The following is a 16,610-nucleotide window of genomic DNA, read 5'->3' as shown; positions in this document are numbered from 1 at the left end:
AAGGCAGCTCATCATGAGCTGCCTTTTTTGTTTATAAGTACTGCTTCAGGAAATTAGAAACGTAATACGGAAATTTGCGTTCCGTGACCTCTAAGAACCGGCGGATCATCACATAATCATCACTGACATGCTGTGTCAGCAGTTCATACCACCACTCCGTTTCATATCTCGCAATCATCCCGATATTGTAGAGGACCAAATAATGAATAATCATTTCCGGAAGATGCAGGAAGTGATCACGCTGAGAGGGAATGTAATATTGATTTTTCTCCAAGTGAAACAATAAATTTGGCGAAGACCAAGGTTCTCTGTCTATCGGGTCAGCCTCAAAAACCAAGTGGTTATGGTCTTTCCTCAGAAAAGACCACTTCAAATGATGGCTGATATATTCAGCAAAGCGGGAATCAGACATATTGTAATGAATCACCGCATGCTCAGGCACTGAAATAAGGTCATCTTTCAGCTCTACACGGGTCAGCCAATTCTTTTTCTCTTGGAAGTAAAAGACAGTATGCAATTCAGGTATGGCTGTCAGCAATTTCTTCATTGTGTACCGTTCTTCCTCAAGACCAGCTATCCCGAATAAGTGCTTCATTACATGAATACATAAACCATTGCGCTGCACCTTCACTTCATCATCCCTAAAGGAGTAATTTTGCTTTTTGCGTTTCCGGGCAGTCACGCCATGCGCGAGTACTGAGGCGTGGCTTGGATAGCTTGGATCTGTGGTCAGAAGACAGGCTTTCAGCAATTGTGACATCCCGTAAAACAACAGAATAGGCTTAATTTCTAAAGGGGAAAGAGATGCCTGCTTATAGAAGGACTCGGCGTGTTTGATAAAGAATATGAAGCGCTCACTGTTCTTAAACGCATATCGTTTTGGTTCTTCCATGCTGCTTTCTGTATAGACTTTATTTAGAAATTTCTGGGAAGATTCTACAGAATAAAATAATGATAACTCTTTCCACTCATGATCTCTCATATGTATTTTTAAACCCTTTCCTTTATCTAAATATTTCAACTCTTTTTCGCTTCCTTGACATGCTGTTTTCTAGTTGATAATCTACATATAATATTTTGCCGAAAAGAGGGGGATTTACTAATGTGGGAAAGTAAATTTTCAAAAGAAGGCTTAACGTTCGATGATGTACTGCTCGTACCGGCTCAATCAGACGTACTTCCGCGTGATGTGGATTTATCTGTTGAACTGACAAAGACGTTAAAGCTTAATATTCCTGTCATCAGTGCGGGAATGGATACAGTAACAGAATCAGCTATGGCGATTGCGATGGCCAGACAGGGCGGCTTGGGCATTATCCATAAAAACATGTCCATCGAACAGCAGGCTGAACATGTTGACAAAGTCAAACGTTCTGAACGGGGCGTTATTACAAATCCCTTCTTTTTAACACCTGATCATCAAGTATTCGATGCGGAGCATTTGATGGGGAAATACAGAATTTCCGGTGTTCCGATCGTAGATAATAAAGACGATCAAAAGCTTGTCGGTATCATTACAAACCGTGATCTTCGCTTTATCTCTGATTATTCAATGAAAATCAGTGATGTCATGACAAAAGAAGAGCTGGTTACGGCTTCTGTGGGAACCACATTAGACGAAGCAGAAAAAATCTTACAGAAACATAAAATTGAAAAACTCCCGTTAGTGGATGACCAAAACAAATTAAAGGGTCTTATTACGATCAAAGATATTGAAAAGGTTATCGAATTCCCGAATTCATCTAAAGATGAACACGGACGCCTTATTGTCGGCGCTGCGGTAGGCGTGACAGGCGATACAATGACACGCGTCAGCAAGCTTGTTGAAGCGAATGTCGACGTTATCGTGGTTGATACGGCTCACGGACATTCCAGAGGCGTACTGAACACAGTCGCGAAAATCCGTGAAACATATCCTGAACTGAACATTATCGCAGGAAATGTTGCAACGGCTGAAGCGACAAAAGCTCTGATTGAAGCCGGAGCAAATATTGTCAAAGTGGGAATCGGACCTGGTTCTATCTGTACGACACGCGTCGTTGCAGGTGTAGGCGTACCGCAGATCACTGCCATTTATGATTGTGCCACTGAAGCGAGAAAACACGGCGCGACAATTATCGCAGACGGCGGTATTAAATTCTCCGGAGATATTACAAAAGCGTTGGCTTCAGGCGGACATGCCGTAATGCTCGGAAGCCTGCTTGCCGGTACTTCAGAAAGCCCGGGAGAGACTGAAATCTATCAAGGCAGAAGATTTAAAGTGTATCGCGGTATGGGTTCTGTCGCTGCCATGGAAAAAGGCAGTAAAGACCGATATTTCCAAGAAGAAAATAAGAAATTCGTCCCTGAAGGTATCGAAGGACGGACTCCGTACAAAGGTCCTGTAGAAGAAACAGTGTATCAGCTTGTCGGCGGTCTTCGTTCAGGTATGGGATATTGCGGTTCAAAAGACTTGCGCGCTTTAAGAGAAGAGGCTCAATTCATCCGTATGACAGGTGCCGGACTTCGCGAAAGTCATCCGCATGATGTCCAAATTACGAAAGAATCACCAAACTATACAATCTCATAATTGTTACAAATAAAAAACATTTGACAGGGTCGCTGACTCTGTCTATTTTTTTTATATCGAGTGTGATAAAATTTATACTGTTGTGTTTTGAATTTGAATATGTCCTTAACGGCTTAATTATAGATTTAAAATGAATGACGGAGGTCGTAAGATTGAACATCACGAAATGGAAACAGCTGTTGGTGTCATTAGTGGTACTGGCACTGGCCGCAACTTGCTTTGTTCCGATGTCTAAAGCGGAGGCAGCCGGCAATGACCCGATTGATGTCAACGCATCAGCTGCGATAATGATTGAGGCTTCATCGGGAAAAATTTTATACAGTAAAAATGCAGACAAAAGACTGCCGATTGCCAGCATGACAAAAATGATGACTGAATATCTGCTTCTGGAAGCCATTAAAGAAGGAAAAGTGAAATGGGATCAAACGTATACTCCTGATGATTATGTCTATGAAATTTCTCAAGACAACAGTTTATCAAACGTCCCCCTTCGAAAAGACGGCAAATACACGGTTAAAGAACTGTATCAGGCTATGGCGATTTACTCTGCTAACGGAGCCGCGATTGCAGTTGCCGAAATTCTTGCCGGAACTGAAACGAAATTTGTCGCTGAAATGAATGCGAAAGCCAAAGAATTAGGCATGACAAACTATGACTTTAAAAATGCCACAGGGCTTGTGAATGAAGACCTTCACGGCAAGCAGCCGCAAGGAGAAGGCGTTAAAGAAGAAAGTGAAGTTTCTGCTAAAGACATGGCGCTTCTTGCAGACCGCCTGATCACTGATTATCCGGAAGTTCTCAAAACAACAAGCATCGCTAAGACGAAATTCAGAGCCGGCACTGATGATGAAATGGACATGCCGAACTGGAACTTCATGTTAAAAGGTCTTGTTTCTGAATACCCTGGCGTTGACGGCTTAAAAACGGGTTCTACTGATTCTGCGGGATCTTGTTTTACAAGCACAGCACAGCGGAACGGAATGCGGGTCATCACCGTTGTATTAGACGCAAAAGGCAACCTGCATACCGGACGTTTTGATGAAACGAAAAAAATGCTCGATTACGCATTTAACAGCAATTTCTCAATGAAAGATCTTTACCCTGAAGGCTCTCAAGTAAAAGGGCACAAAACGATTGACGTTGAAAAAGGGAAAGACAAGCAAGTCGATATTGTTACTGACAAGGCGCTTTCTATTCCTGTGAAAAGCGGGGATGAAAAGAACTATAAAGCCGAAGTGACTTTAGATAAAAAAGAAATCACGGCTCCTGTGAAAAAGGGAACGAAAGTCGGAACGCTGACAGTTACATACAAAGGCAGTGACAAAGACTATGGCTTCCTCAAAACCAAAGAGTTCAGCGTGAATCTTGTTACGAAAAATGATGTAGATAAAGCAAACTGGTTTGTTCAGATGATGCGCGGCATCGGCGGATTCTTCTCCGGTATCTGGAACAGCGCCGTTGACACGGTAACAGGCTGGTTTTAGAAATAAGAAAGAGCTCTGATGAAAGTTAGGGCTCTTTTGCTTAATATACTGAAAAAACCAAATTATTAGTAAAAAAATGATATCTATCTTATTCATCTCGCTATAAAATAAGAATACCCATATGAAATATTGTATTTCTGGGATACAATAAGAGATAGAAATTATCTAACTATACATTGACTAGGGGGACCAAATAATGGCTCAAACAGGTACTGATCGTGTAAAACGCGGCATGGCGGAAATGCAAAAAGGCGGCGTCATCATGGACGTTGTAAATGCTGAACAAGCGAAGATTGCGGAAGAGGCGGGAGCTGTTGCCGTAATGGCGTTAGAACGCGTTCCGGCTGATATTCGCGCTGCCGGCGGTGTTGCCCGCATGGCTGATCCGACAATCGTTGAAGAAGTAATGAATGCTGTATCCATTCCCGTAATGGCAAAAGCGCGTATCGGACATATCGTTGAAGCGCGTGTCCTTGAAGCAATGGGAGTAGATTACATCGATGAAAGTGAAGTTCTGACTCCGGCTGACGAAGAATTTCATTTAAATAAAAACGAATATACAGTCCCGTTCGTATGCGGCTGCCGTGATCTCGGCGAAGCAACGCGCCGTATCGCCGAAGGAGCTTCCATGCTTCGTACAAAAGGCGAACCGGGAACAGGAAACATTGTGGAAGCTGTCCGCCATATGAGAAAAGTAAACGCGCAAGTGCGCAAAGTTGTTGCGATGAGCGATGACGAGCTGATGACTGAAGCTAAAAACCTCGGCGCTCCTTATGAACTGCTTCTTCAAATCAAACGTGACGGCAAACTGCCTGTAGTGAACTTTGCTGCCGGCGGAGTAGCGACGCCTGCTGACGCGGCATTGATGATGCAGCTTGGCGCTGACGGCGTATTTGTCGGTTCAGGTATTTTCAAATCAGACAACCCTGCTAAATTCGCCAAAGCAATTGTTGAAGCAACGACTCATTACACAGACTACAAACTGATCGCTGAGCTTTCTAAAGAATTAGGCACAGCAATGAAAGGCATCGAAATCTCAAATCTATTGCCGGAACAGCGTATGCAAGAACGCGGCTGGTAAAACCATAGGAGAGCTGGAAGCATGTTAACAATTGGTGTACTTGGACTTCAAGGAGCAGTAAGAGAACATATTCGTTCAATTGAAGCATGTGGTTCAAAAGGTGTCGTCATTAAGCGTCCTGAACAGCTGAATGACATCGACGGTTTAATCCTGCCGGGCGGGGAAAGCACGACGATGCGGCGTTTAATGGATACATATCATTTTATGGAGCCGCTTCGCGAGTTTGCCGCCCAAGGCAAGCCGATGTTCGGCACATGCGCCGGTCTGATTATTTTAGCCAAAGAGATAGCGGGAACGGATAACGCTCATCTAGGGCTGTTGAACGTTGTCGTCGAGCGTAATTCCTTTGGCCGTCAGGTTGACAGCTTTGAAGCTGATCTGACGATTAAAGGCCTTGATGAGCCGTTTACGGGTGTATTTATTCGCGCACCGCATATTTTAGAAGCCGGAGAAGATGTTGAAGTGCTTTGTGAGCATAACGGACGCATCGTGGCTGCAAAGCAGGGGAATTTCCTCGGCTGCTCGTTCCATCCTGAACTGACGGATGATCACCGGGTGACAGAGCTGTTTGTGAAGATGGCGGAAAAGCATAAGCAGGAAACAGCTGTATAAAACAGTTGAAAACCGCTGATACTTATAGTACATTATAAACACAAATAAAGATCGAAAAGCGTTGACAGGAAGCAGTAGGGAGCCTCTCTTTCAAAGAGAGCCGATGGGTGGTGCGAATCGGTGAAAGATGCTGTCCGAATCCGTCCTTGAGCGAAATGCTGAAAACTAGTAGGCATTTACGGGAAAACCGTTATGTGTTAAAGCGGGAAGCAAGTGTGAGCTTGTTTTCAATCAGGGTGGCAACGCGAGAGCTCTCGTCCCTTTTAGGGGATGAGGGCTCTTTTTTATTTTCGATAAAAACAGATAGGAGTTGTTAGGCATGATTGATACGAAGGTGCTGAGAGCCAATTTTCAAGAGGTAAAAGCGAAGCTCATTCCAAAAGGCGAAGACTTATCTGACTTTGACAAGTTTGAAGAGCTGGACGAAAAGAGAAGAGAGCTTATCGGTAAAGTAGAAGAACTGAAGGGAAAACGCAATGAAGTATCTCAGCAGGTCGCCGTTTTGAAACGGGAGAAAAAAGACGCTGATCATATTATTAAAGAGATGCGCGAAGTGGGCGAAGAAATTAAGAAGCTTGATGAAGAGCTTCGTACTGTCGAAACGACGCTCGAAACCATCCTTCTGTCTATTCCGAACATCCCGCACGACTCAGTGCCCGTCGGGGAAACGGAAGATGATAACATTGAAATTCGCAAGTGGGGAGAGGCGCCGGCATTTTCATATGAGCCGAAACCGCATTGGGATATCGCAGACCATTTAAACATTCTTGATTTCGAACGCGCTTCAAAAGTAACAGGCAGCCGGTTTGTGTTTTATAAAGGATTAGGCGCCCGCCTCGAACGCGCGCTCTACAACTTTATGCTGGATCTTCACGTTGATGAATATGATTACACGGAAGTCATTCCTCCTTATATGGTAAACCGTACGAGCATGACAGGTACGGGACAGCTTCCTAAATTTGAAGAGGATGCTTTTAAAATCAGAGAAGAAGATTATTTCTTAATTCCGACGGCGGAAGTGCCGATTACAAATATGCACCGCGATGAAATCTTATCCGGTGAGAACCTGCCGATCAATTATGCCGCATTCAGCGCTTGCTTCCGTTCAGAAGCGGGATCTGCCGGCCGTGATACACGCGGTTTGATCCGCCAGCATCAGTTCAACAAGGTTGAGCTTGTGAAATTCGTGAAGCCGGAAGATTCTTATGAGGAGCTTGAAAAACTGACGAATCAAGCTGAGCGGGTGCTTCAGCTGCTCGAACTGCCGTATCGTGTCATGAGCATGTGTACCGGTGATCTCGGCTTTACAGCCGCGAAAAAGTACGATATTGAGGTATGGATTCCAAGCCAAGACACATACCGTGAAATTTCTTCTTGCAGTAACTTTGAGGCCTTCCAGGCGAGACGCGCAAACATTCGATTCAGACGCGAAGCGAAAGGCAAGCCGGAGCATGTGCATACATTAAACGGTTCAGGTCTTGCAGTCGGCAGAACAGTAGCTGCCATCTTAGAAAACTATCAGCAGGAAGACGGAAGTGTCATCATTCCGAAAGTGCTTCGTCCTTATATGGGAAATAAAGAAGTCATCAAACCGTAAAAGGTGCGCCCTAGAGGCGCGCCTTTTTTGCTGCCCGGTATAGAGCGGCGGCATTCCGGGCAGTGCTTTCAAGGTTAAAACGGCCGGATGCTAAGGCGTCTTCAAGACTTACAGCGCCGGGCACGATAGAAAACACAGCCGTTATTCCTGCGCTGTAAACATGCTCGAAATTTTTGCCTAAGGAGCCCGCCAATGCGATAACGGGAATTTCTTGAGCAGATGCGCGTGCGGCGATCCCGGCGGGGGTTTTGCCGAATAGCGTTTGTCCGTCTATCTGCCCCTCTCCGGTAATGACAAGGTCAGCGCCTCTTATCTGATCTGAGAAGGACAGTGTATCTAATACAACGTCAATCCCGCTTTGAAGTTCTGCCTGTAAGAAAGCGATCAGTCCGGCGCCGAGTCCCCCTGCGGCGCCCGCGCCTTTTACGGTATCCGCTTCGATATTGTGCTGACGTCTCAATACGTCAGCGAAATGGCGTAAGTTGCGATCCAATACAACTTTAGTCTTCTCGGATGCCCCTTTTTGCGGGCCGAAGACATATGACGCGCCGTTTTTACCGGTCAGAGGATTTTCGACATCACATGCGGCACGGATACGGATATGTTTCAGATCAGGAGAGAGACCGCTTATATCAATAGAAGCCAGGGTGTGCAGAGCGCCTCCGCCGTCAGGTATCTCCTGACCTTCCTCATTTAAGAAACGCACACCGAGCGCGCTCGCCATTCCTGTTCCGCCGTCATTGGTTGCGCTCCCGCCAAGCCCGATGATGATCTCACCCGCCCCGCGGGAAGCTGCATCTGCTATCAGTTCACCCGTTCCTCTTGTCGTTGTGTTCAACGGATCTCTGAGATGGCGGGGAACGAGATGAAGTCCCGATGCTTCCGCCATTTCAATGACTGCTGTGCGTCCGTCTCCCAGAAGTCCATATGCGGCGTTTACCGGCGTTCCCAGCGGACCGGTCACAGTTTTTTTGATGATGCTTCCGCCAGTGGCATCCGTCAAAGCCTGAACGGTTCCTTCTCCGCCGTCGGCCGCAGGTATCTTGAAATATTCCGCGTCAGGGAAGACCGCTTTGAATCCTTTTTCTATGCTGTCAGCGGCTTCTTTTGATGTCATGCTTTCTTTGAAAGAATCCGGTGCAATGATGATTTTCATTATGTTCTCCACCTTTATGAGCAGGTATCTGTTTGAATCTATTCTTGATTTTTACTGTGTTTTCCTGCCCGTATGGCATACTGAGGTTGAATTGGACGCAAGACTTTTGTATGATAGTAAAGCTGACGGACAAGCCGTTTAAGAAATGAAATAAAAAATATGAAAAAGCGCTTGACTGAAATTTAGGTCATGTGGTATATTATTAAATGTCGNGACAGGGGTGTCAAAGCCCGCGGGGGTTCGAATCCCTCTTCCTCCGCCATATTGATTTTAAACCTAATGAAACTCGAGCATATATTGGAGATTGTTTTGTCCGCTGCATGTGATGCAGCGGATTTTTTATATGCAAAAAAAGCGATTTTCTCTGTTCGGGGAAAATCGCTTTGCTATTTTTATTTATTTCTGTTTTCGTTGATCACGTGACTGATTTTTTCGATCAAAGGTTCCAGTGACTGTTCATCAGCTTCAAGGTCATAATCTTCAATGCGTACTTTCAGCACAGGGCAGGCGTTAAAACCGCTGATCCAGTCTTCGTACCGTGTATACATCTCTTCCCAATAAGAGCGGTTTGTCTGCAGCTCCATCTCGCGGCCCCGCTTTTCAATCCGGTTTATAATGTTTTCAAGGTCGCCTTCTAAATAGATCAAAACATCAGGATGCGGGAAGTACGGCGTCATGACCATCGCCTCAAATAGGCTAGTGTATGTTGTGTAATCTGTCAGCGACATGGTTCCTTTATCGGCATGCATTTTTGCGAATATGCCTGTATCTTCATAAATCGAACGGTCCTGCACGAATCCGCCGCCTGATTCAAACATGTTTTTCTGCTCTTTGAACCGCTCAGCCAGAAAATAAATTTGTAAATGGAAGCTCCAACGTTCAAAATCGTGATAAAACTTCTCTAAATAAGGGTTTTCATCCACTTCCTCGAGTGAGGTATGAAACCCGAGCCGTTTTGCTAAAGCTTTGGTCAAAGTCGATTTTCCGACTCCTACCGTTCCCGCTACTGTGATAATGGCGTTGTTTGGAATATGAATGTCTTTCATTTAATAAGCTCCTTTACCTGACGGGCAATTCTTTCATAGTCTGTCTTATTCAAAACAAAGTCTTCAGTATCACCGTCAATGGTCAGTACAGATATATCCGGGTCTTCTTCCTGAAGCTGTCTGATGGCTGTGTCGTAATCTGTAATGAGACGTTCCAGATATTGATGTTCGATATTTTTCTCAAACGGGCGTCCGCGTTTTTCAATGCGTTGAAGCAATGTCGGCAGGCTTGCCTTTATGTATACAATAACATTCGGTTTCGGCAGGTCGTGAGTGAGCAGATGATAAATCTGCTTATACTTCTCAAGCTTTTGGCCGTGCAATGTACGCTCTGCGAAAATAACATTTTTATAAATATGATAATCGGACAAAACGGGCTGTCCTTGTTTTAAATAATCTCGATCGGTGTCTTCAAGCTGTTTATACCTGTGACATAGAAAAAACATTTCAAGCTGGAAACTCCACTCCTCGATATTGTCATAAAACTTATCGAGATAAGGGTTGTCTTCCACAATCTCATTAATCATAGGAAAACCGAGCTCTTCAGAAAGCATCGTAGCGAGTGTCGTTTTTCCTGCCCCGATAGGACCTTCTACCGCGATAAAAGGGGCTCTGTTCATTGAAAATCCTCCTTAATTCTGCAAACATCCGTCAGCTGCCGGCCTTTATATTGTATCACACTCTCAGAAAAGCCCATGAAAAAAGACGCTTCCAATTAACGAAACGTCTCTTTTACAATATGAAATTGATCGTTGAGCAAAAGCCAGTTTTGCGGGAAAGAAAGGCCGAGTTTCCAATAGCTGATTCCTCTTAAATGAAGTTCTTTAATTAAATTGAATTTCGCTTGAATGGATCGTGCGTCTTCAAACCATACTTCATGCCGTCTCTGATTTTCATCCGTGTATCGGAAGAATGGAGCCTGGGCGGTTTCGTCATATTGAATGTCGACTTTATGGCGTGCTGCCAGAGCGATTGCCTGCTGAGGACTGACGGCTTTGGCTGTCGTTCCCTGTTTAAAAGGCAGTGTCCAATCGTAGCCGTACATGTTCTGGCCCATAACGATTTTTGAAGAAGGCATTTCCGTCAGCGCGTACTCAATGACATTTCTTACAGGGCCGATAGGTGATACGGCCTGAGCCGGGCCTCCGCTGTACCCCCACTCATATGTCATGATTACGACAAAATCGACGATTTCTCCATGTGCCCTATAGTCATGTGCTTCGTACCATTTGCCGGCCTGAGTCGCGCTCGTTTTCGGAGCAAGCGCCGTTGAAATCTTCCAGCCTTCCCGATGAAAAATCGTCCTCGCTTCACGTAAAAAACGATTGTAGGCTTCTCTGTCCTGTGGACGTAAATATTCGAAATCAAAGTGAATATCGCGAAAGCCGTACTTTTTAGCCGTGGAGACGATTTCCTGAAAGAGTTTTGTTTTCACTGTATTGTCATTCAAGATGAGCCGCCCGAGTTCATCGCTGAATGCGTCATTTTCAAGGTTGGTGATGATCATCATCAGTGTGGTGTTGTGCCTGTCACTGATACTTTTTAAATTGGTCAGAGGCGGTTCCTTTAAAGTCCCGTTCCGCTGCACTTGAAAACTGAATGCGCCAAGGTATGTTAAATAAGGAGAGGCCTCCCTTGCCGCCTGCTGCAGATTAGCGCTTACGCTCGTTCCCCGCGGTTCTATATATGCGTTTGATTCGATATCGGGCTTATTCGCCTGCTGCGGAATGTAAAGGCTGGTTCCGACTCTCAATGTGGTGCCGGGCTGAATTCCGTTAACCCTCGCAAGCTCCGCGGCCGATATATGAAAACGGCCGGCGATTGCCGCGAGAGTATCACCTTGTTTCACTTCGTAATATTGACCCTCAATCGGGATGACAAGGGTTTGTCCGACAACCAATGTATTTGGATTAGGCAGTTTATTTGCTTCCGCAATGACATTTGCGGCAGTCCGGTAGCGCGCCGCAATAGCGGAAAGCGTGTCGCCCCGTTTCACTATATAGATCTGAATGAAAAACGCCTCCTTTCATATCCGCTATCAAATATATGAAAAAAGGAGGCTGATCATGTTTATTTTTCGGCGGTAATTTGTTTTTCCGTGGTTATTTCTGCGAAGAGAACATTCTCCATCATGGTCAAAGCGAAATCATTGTCTTCGTCGTTATTGGAAGCGGTGCAGTCTTTCGGAATGGCAATGCTGTATTCTCTCATATAGGCGTCGTTGGCCGTGAACAGCACACAAATGTTCCCGGCAATCCCCGTGATGACTAATCGGTTCACTTGTAATTCGGTCAGAAGGGTGTGAAGCGCTGTTTCGTAAAAAGCGGAATGCTTCGGTTTAATGAGAAAATAATCATCCGGCTGAGGCGAAATTTCTTTTATAATGGGGGCGCTTCTGTCGTTGCTGCATTCCTCCCTGATGGCATCAATATCAGCCTTCCAGAGCCCGTAATGATCATTAATATAAATAATCGGCCAGTTGCTTTGTTTTGCATGCTTCTTTAATGATAAAATACGGGGGACAATTTGTTTGGTTTTTTCAGCAAGACGTTCGCCCATATCAAATTGAAAATTGTTGATCATATCGACAATCAGAAGGGCTGTGTTGTTAGGTTCAGACAATACCGGCAACTCCTTTCTGCTGGGGTATTCCTATTTTAACCTTTATGAGACATGAAAAAACTTAAGAAGAGAGCTCGAACCTATGAATGATGAATATTATATGAGAGAAGCCATAAAAGAAGCGAAGAAAGCCGAAGCGAAAGGTGAAGTGCCGATCGGAGCAGTTCTTGTTCTGCACGATGAGATCGTGGCGCGGGCGCATAATCTGCGGGAGACTGAACAGAGGTCGCTTGCCCACGCCGAAATGCTGGCGATAGACGAAGCGTGCCGTAGGCTGGGGACATGGAGACTTGAGGATGCCGTTCTTTATGTCACTTTGGAGCCGTGTCCGATGTGCGCGGGAGCCGTCGTGCTTTCGAGAGTCGATAAGGTCGTATTCGGCGCATTTGATCCCAAGGGGGGCTGTGCAGGAACGCTGATGAACCTCTTGCAGGAAGAGCGGTTCAACCACCAAGCGGAAGTGGTGAGCGGCGTGCTCGGAGAAGAGTGCGGAGAAATGCTCAGCGCTTTTTTCAGAAAGCTGCGCCGGCAAAAGAAAGACATGAGGAAAAAGTTGTCTGAGTAGTACGGTTGCATTTTCTGCCTGAAGCAGATATACTTATGTGTGCATCATGAATGGTGCGCATATAAAAATTTGATATTTATTTTGCCGTGCTAAGCGGGGAGGTAGCGGTGCCCTGTACCCGCAATCCGCTCTAGCGGGGCCGAATCCCTTCTCGAGGTTCGTTTACTGTAAGGTCTGCCTTAAGTAAGTGGCGTTGACGTCTGGGTCCTGCGCAATGGGAATTCATGAACCATGTCAGGTCCGGAAGGAAGCAGCATTAAGTGAAACCTCTCATGTGCCGCAGGGTTGCCTGGGCTGAGCTAACTGCTTAAGTAACGCTTAGGGTAGCGAATCGACAGAAGGTGCACGGTAAATCAATCATCAAATTTCAGACTCACCTGTTTATGGCAGGTGAGTTTTTTCGTATATGAAAAACGGGTTTTGGCGTTAAAAGCACGTTCATGTATAATAAACATGATGAATAACAGAGGAGGGCGCATCCTGTGGGTTACCAAGCTTTATATCGAGTATTTAGGCCTCAGCAGTTTGAAGATGTGGTCGGACAGGAACACATTACGAAAACGCTGCAAAATGCCCTTTTGCAAAAGAAATTTTCTCATGCATATCTGTTTTCTGGACCGCGGGGAACGGGAAAAACCAGTGCAGCTAAAATATTTGCGAAAGCAGTCAACTGTGAGCACGCCCCCGTAGAAGAACCGTGCAATGAATGTGCGGCGTGCAAGGGGATCACAAACGGCTCTATATCAGATGTGATTGAAATAGATGCGGCGTCGAATAACGGCGTAGACGAAATCCGCGACATCCGTGACAAAGTAAAATTCGCCCCGTCGGCCGTCACCTACAAAGTATATATTATAGATGAGGTGCATATGCTCTCTATCGGCGCATTCAATGCGCTTCTGAAAACGCTGGAAGAACCGCCGGCACATTGCATTTTCATATTAGCTACGACTGAGCCTCATAAGATTCCTTTAACCATTATCTCCAGATGTCAGCGTTTTGACTTCAAAAGGATTACATCCAAAGCAATTGTCGGACGAATGAAGACAATCGTCGATGCAGAGCAGCTGAAGGTGGAAGAAGGAGCCCTTGATATCATAGCGAGTGCTGCGGACGGAGGAATGAGGGACGCGCTGAGCCTGCTCGATCAAGCCGTATCATTCAGCGGCGAGGAGCTGTCGGTGGATGATGCATTGCTCATTACCGGAGCCGTTTCTCAGCACTATATTGGAAAACTGGCATCTGCTCTTCACCGCAAACAGGTTTCCGAGGCATTGGAAACACTGAATGAATTGCTCCAGCAAGGGAAAGATGCGGCCAAACTGATTGAAGATATGATTTTCTATTTTAGGGATATGCTCTTGTACCAGGCCGCTCCCGGTTTAGAAGGAGTCCTGGAGAAGGTGAAGGTCGATGAAACGTTTCGGAATCTGAGCGGTGACATACCGGCCCCCGCTTTATATGAGATGATTGATATCCTGAATAAAAGCCATCAGGAAATGAAGTGGACGAACCACCCAAGAATCTTTTTTGAAGTGGCTGTCGTGAAAATATGCCAGACGGCACAGCAATCCGCCGGAGACACCCCTGAGGTCGGCATGCTGATGAATAAGATTCAGCAGCTTGAGCAGGAAGTAGAAAGGCTGAAAACCTCCGGTGTGAAGGTTCAGATGGAAAGCGCTCCGAAAGAAGCTCCGCGTCCTCAAAAAGGCGGAAAAAGCCATTACAAAGCTCCGGTCGGAAGAATTCATGAGATATTGAAGGAAGCCACAAGACCTGAACTTGAACAGCTTAAAAGCAGCTGGGGCAAGCTGCTGGCACACCTGAAACAGCAGAATAAGGTGTCTCATGCGGCTCTGTTGAATGACAGTGAACCGGTGGCTGCTGCTCAAAAGGCATTTGTACTTAAATTTAAATACGAAATCCATTGTAAAATGGTTGCAGAAGACAATAACGGAGTCCGTACGAATCTTGAACAGATTCTCGAATCAATGCTCGGGAAAAGAATGGATTTGATTGGCGTTCCGGAAGCACAATGGGGTAAAATAAGAGAAGAATTTTTAAATGATCACCAGCAGGAAAGTGAAGGATCAAACGAACCGGCTGAAGAAGATCCGCTGATTGCAGAGGCGAAAAAACTTGTCGGAGCGGATTTAATCGAAATAAAAGACTAATAAGATGAAAGAGAGTGATTGAATATGCGTGGCGGAATGGGAAACATGCAAAAAATGATGAAACAAATGCAAAAAATGCAAAAGGATATGGCGAAGGCTCAGGAGGAGCTTGCTGAAAAAGTGCTTGAAGGCACAGCGGGCGGCGGTATGGTGACTGTAAAAGTCAACGGCCAAAAAGAAGTTGTAGACATTGCCATTAAAGAAGAAGTCGTTGATCCGGAAGATATCGAAATGCTTCAGGACCTGGTTCTTGCTGCGACAAACGACGCCCTCAAAAAAGTGGATGACATGACGAATGAAACAATGGGACAATTTACAAAAGGAATGAACATACCGGGTTTGTTCTAGGGGGATAAATAAACATGCAGTATCCTGAACCAATATCAAAGCTGATTGACAGCTTTATGAAATTGCCAGGGATCGGACCGAAAACAGCGGTTCGTCTGGCTTTTTTTGTTCTAGGTATGAAAGAAGACACAGTATTGGATTTTGCTAAGGCGCTTGTCAATGCGAAGCGGAATCTGACATATTGCTCGATTTGCGGACATATAACAGATCAGGACCCTTGTTATATATGTGAGGACACAAGAAGGGATAAGTCTGTTATTTGTGTCGTGCAGGACCCTAAGGATGTGATCGCAATGGAGAAAATGAAGGAATATAACGGCCAGTATCATGTTCTTCACGGCGCGATTTCACCAATGGATGGCATCGGCCCGGAGGATATTAAGATTCCGGAGCTGCTGAAACGTCTTCAGGATGATCAAGTGACAGAAGTTATTCTCGCAACCAACCCTAATATTGAAGGGGAAGCAACAGCGATGTATATATCAAGGCTGTTAAAGCCCTCAGGCATCAAGCTCTCCCGTATTGCCCACGGTCTGCCCGTCGGCGGTGATTTGGAATATGCTGATGAGGTCACTCTTTCAAAAGCTCTTGAAGGAAGACGTGAATTGTAAGGGAGGAAAAGGCAAGGCATGGGTTTTCTTCGCAGAAATACATTAAGAAAAGAGTTTGATGAGAAGCTGATAGAACAGCTCTTTAAACAAAAAGAAGAATGGAACAGACAGAAGAGTCTGGTCGAGAAAAGTCTCGAGCCCTCCGCTGAGGTATTGTTTGAGCTGAAAGTCGCTGAATCTAAGTACTTTTTTTATTTGAAAGAAGCGAAGCAGCGGAATTTGAAAATGAGCAGATGGAAGTAAGAGGTCTATTCTCCGGGATCTTCTCATAAGCTTGTACTAAACAAGCGAGGGGGAAGATTCATGGAGCCTTTTTTCATTATCGGTTTGATTGTTGGTCTGGTTGCTTTGCTTTTTTTATGGGGAGTATCTTCAAAACCGCTAAGATGGATTGGTGTGACTGCGATTAAGTTTATTGCCGGTGCGATTCTGCTGGTGGGTGTGAACTTGTTCGGAGGCAGTCTCGGTATTCATATCCCTGTTAACCTGATTACAACGGGCATCAGCGGGATTCTGGGGATTCCCGGCATCGCAGCTTTGATAGTCATTAAACGCTTCATCATTTAATTTATTGATTATTGTTGACATGTTGGATCAAGGGTGGTATTCTAATATACGTCGCTGATGACGAAACGAATTCTTAAAAAAGAAATTATAAAAAGTTATTGACGACATCGACACTGATATGTTACAATAATTAAGTCGCTTCAAGAGCGATGGACAAAGTTCTTTGAAAACTAAACAA

17 protein-coding genes, 1 other RNA gene and 1 other annotated feature are annotated in these 16,610 nt (G+C 45.2%); of the genes, 12 read left to right on the top strand and 6 right to left on the bottom strand.

Translation table 11 applies throughout. The annotated features are described in order from the left end of the window. Positions 1 to 31 precede the first annotated feature (31 nt). On the bottom strand, positions 32 to 982 hold the full coding sequence (locus tag D5S11_RS19395; protein WP_039062454.1) for a YaaC family protein: 951 nt from the start codon (positions 980 to 982) through the stop codon (positions 32 to 34). 120 nt (positions 983 to 1,102) lie between these two features. Here D5S11_RS19395 and guaB point away from each other — a divergent pair, with 120 nt between their 5' ends. The 5 genes from guaB to serS all read left to right on the top strand — a co-directional run bounded on the left by guaB (position 1,103) and on the right by serS (position 7,343). Continuing rightward, positions 1,103 to 2,569 (top strand): IMP dehydrogenase, encoded by a 1,467-nt coding sequence (gene guaB / locus D5S11_RS19390; RefSeq protein WP_007408741.1) that lies wholly within the window; start codon positions 1,103 to 1,105, stop codon positions 2,567 to 2,569. A gap of 152 nt (positions 2,570 to 2,721) precedes the next feature. Further along, entirely contained in the window at positions 2,722 to 4,053 is a 1,332-nt protein-coding gene (gene dacA / locus D5S11_RS19385; protein WP_020955205.1) for a D-alanyl-D-alanine carboxypeptidase, read from the top strand. Positions 4,054 to 4,249: 196 nt separating this feature from the next. Further along, on the top strand, positions 4,250 to 5,134 hold the full coding sequence (pdxS, locus tag D5S11_RS19380; protein WP_003150714.1) for a pyridoxal 5'-phosphate synthase lyase subunit PdxS: 885 nt from the start codon (positions 4,250 to 4,252) through the stop codon (positions 5,132 to 5,134). Positions 5,135 to 5,155: 21 nt separating this feature from the next. Beyond that, positions 5,156 to 5,746: a pyridoxal 5'-phosphate synthase glutaminase subunit PdxT gene (pdxT, locus tag D5S11_RS19375; protein ID WP_007615126.1), complete on the top strand. Its 591-nt coding sequence runs from the start codon at positions 5,156 to 5,158 to the stop codon at positions 5,744 to 5,746. 52 nt (positions 5,747 to 5,798) lie between these two features. Then, positions 5,799 to 6,011 (top strand) — a binding site (T-box leader). 54 nt (positions 6,012 to 6,065) lie between these two features. Then, positions 6,066 to 7,343, top strand: a complete 1,278-nt coding sequence (serS, locus tag D5S11_RS19370) for a serine--tRNA ligase (RefSeq protein ID WP_007408744.1) — start codon at positions 6,066 to 6,068, stop codon at positions 7,341 to 7,343. 10 nt (positions 7,344 to 7,353) lie between these two features. Here the strand turns inward: serS and D5S11_RS19365 are convergent, their stop codons facing one another. The 5 genes from D5S11_RS19365 to D5S11_RS19345 form a co-directional block, all read right to left on the bottom strand. Then, on the bottom strand, positions 7,354 to 8,499 hold the full coding sequence (locus D5S11_RS19365) for a glycerate kinase (protein ID WP_061046466.1): 1,146 nt from the start codon (positions 8,497 to 8,499) through the stop codon (positions 7,354 to 7,356). 392 nt (positions 8,500 to 8,891) lie between these two features. After that, positions 8,892 to 9,545 (bottom strand): deoxyadenosine/deoxycytidine kinase, encoded by a 654-nt coding sequence (dck, locus tag D5S11_RS19360; RefSeq protein ID WP_007615132.1) that lies wholly within the window; start codon positions 9,543 to 9,545, stop codon positions 8,892 to 8,894. Beyond that, complete coding sequence (gene dgk, locus D5S11_RS19355) at positions 9,542 to 10,165, bottom strand: deoxyguanosine kinase (RefSeq protein ID WP_032870958.1); 624 nt, start codon at positions 10,163 to 10,165, stop codon at positions 9,542 to 9,544. The genes dck and dgk overlap by 4 nt, the downstream gene beginning before the upstream one ends. Before the next feature lie 95 nt (positions 10,166 to 10,260). After that, positions 10,261 to 11,544, bottom strand: coding sequence for a glycoside hydrolase family 18 protein (locus D5S11_RS19350; RefSeq protein WP_032868303.1), 1,284 nt, complete (start codon positions 11,542 to 11,544; stop codon positions 10,261 to 10,263). 71 nt (positions 11,545 to 11,615) lie between these two features. After that, positions 11,616 to 12,167: a cysteine hydrolase family protein gene (locus D5S11_RS19345; protein WP_007408750.1), complete on the bottom strand. Its 552-nt coding sequence runs from the start codon at positions 12,165 to 12,167 to the stop codon at positions 11,616 to 11,618. An 82-nt stretch (positions 12,168 to 12,249) separates the two neighbouring features. Here D5S11_RS19345 and tadA point away from each other — a divergent pair, with 82 nt between their 5' ends. From tadA to D5S11_RS19310, 7 genes are all read left to right on the top strand, one after another. Further along, positions 12,250 to 12,732, top strand: coding sequence for a tRNA adenosine(34) deaminase TadA (gene tadA, locus D5S11_RS19340; RefSeq protein ID WP_108725197.1), 483 nt, complete (start codon positions 12,250 to 12,252; stop codon positions 12,730 to 12,732). An 84-nt stretch (positions 12,733 to 12,816) separates the two neighbouring features. Further along, positions 12,817 to 13,081, top strand: an RNA gene (ffs, locus tag D5S11_RS19335) — signal recognition particle sRNA large type. Between the two features lie 133 nt (positions 13,082 to 13,214). Next, positions 13,215 to 14,906: a DNA polymerase III subunit gamma/tau gene (gene dnaX, locus D5S11_RS19330; protein WP_007408753.1), complete on the top strand. Its 1,692-nt coding sequence runs from the start codon at positions 13,215 to 13,217 to the stop codon at positions 14,904 to 14,906. 24 nt (positions 14,907 to 14,930) lie between these two features. Beyond that, entirely contained in the window at positions 14,931 to 15,254 is a 324-nt protein-coding gene (locus D5S11_RS19325) for a YbaB/EbfC family nucleoid-associated protein (protein WP_007408754.1), read from the top strand. A 14-nt stretch (positions 15,255 to 15,268) separates the two neighbouring features. Beyond that, positions 15,269 to 15,865 (top strand): recombination protein RecR, encoded by a 597-nt coding sequence (recR, locus tag D5S11_RS19320; protein ID WP_003150697.1) that lies wholly within the window; start codon positions 15,269 to 15,271, stop codon positions 15,863 to 15,865. Positions 15,866 to 15,883: 18 nt separating this feature from the next. Continuing rightward, complete coding sequence (locus tag D5S11_RS19315; RefSeq protein WP_007408755.1) at positions 15,884 to 16,108, top strand: YaaL family protein; 225 nt, start codon at positions 15,884 to 15,886, stop codon at positions 16,106 to 16,108. A 60-nt stretch (positions 16,109 to 16,168) separates the two neighbouring features. Beyond that, complete coding sequence (locus tag D5S11_RS19310; protein WP_003150686.1) at positions 16,169 to 16,432, top strand: pro-sigmaK processing inhibitor BofA family protein; 264 nt, start codon at positions 16,169 to 16,171, stop codon at positions 16,430 to 16,432. The last annotated feature ends 178 nt before the right edge of the window (positions 16,433 to 16,610 follow it).

Source organism: Bacillus sp. L75 (genome assembly GCF_003676355.1).
Lineage (GTDB): Bacteria > Bacillota > Bacilli > Bacillales > Bacillaceae > Bacillus > Bacillus velezensis.
Note: the sequence above shows the minus strand (reverse complement) of the source record. Positions and strands in the feature narration are given on the sequence as shown.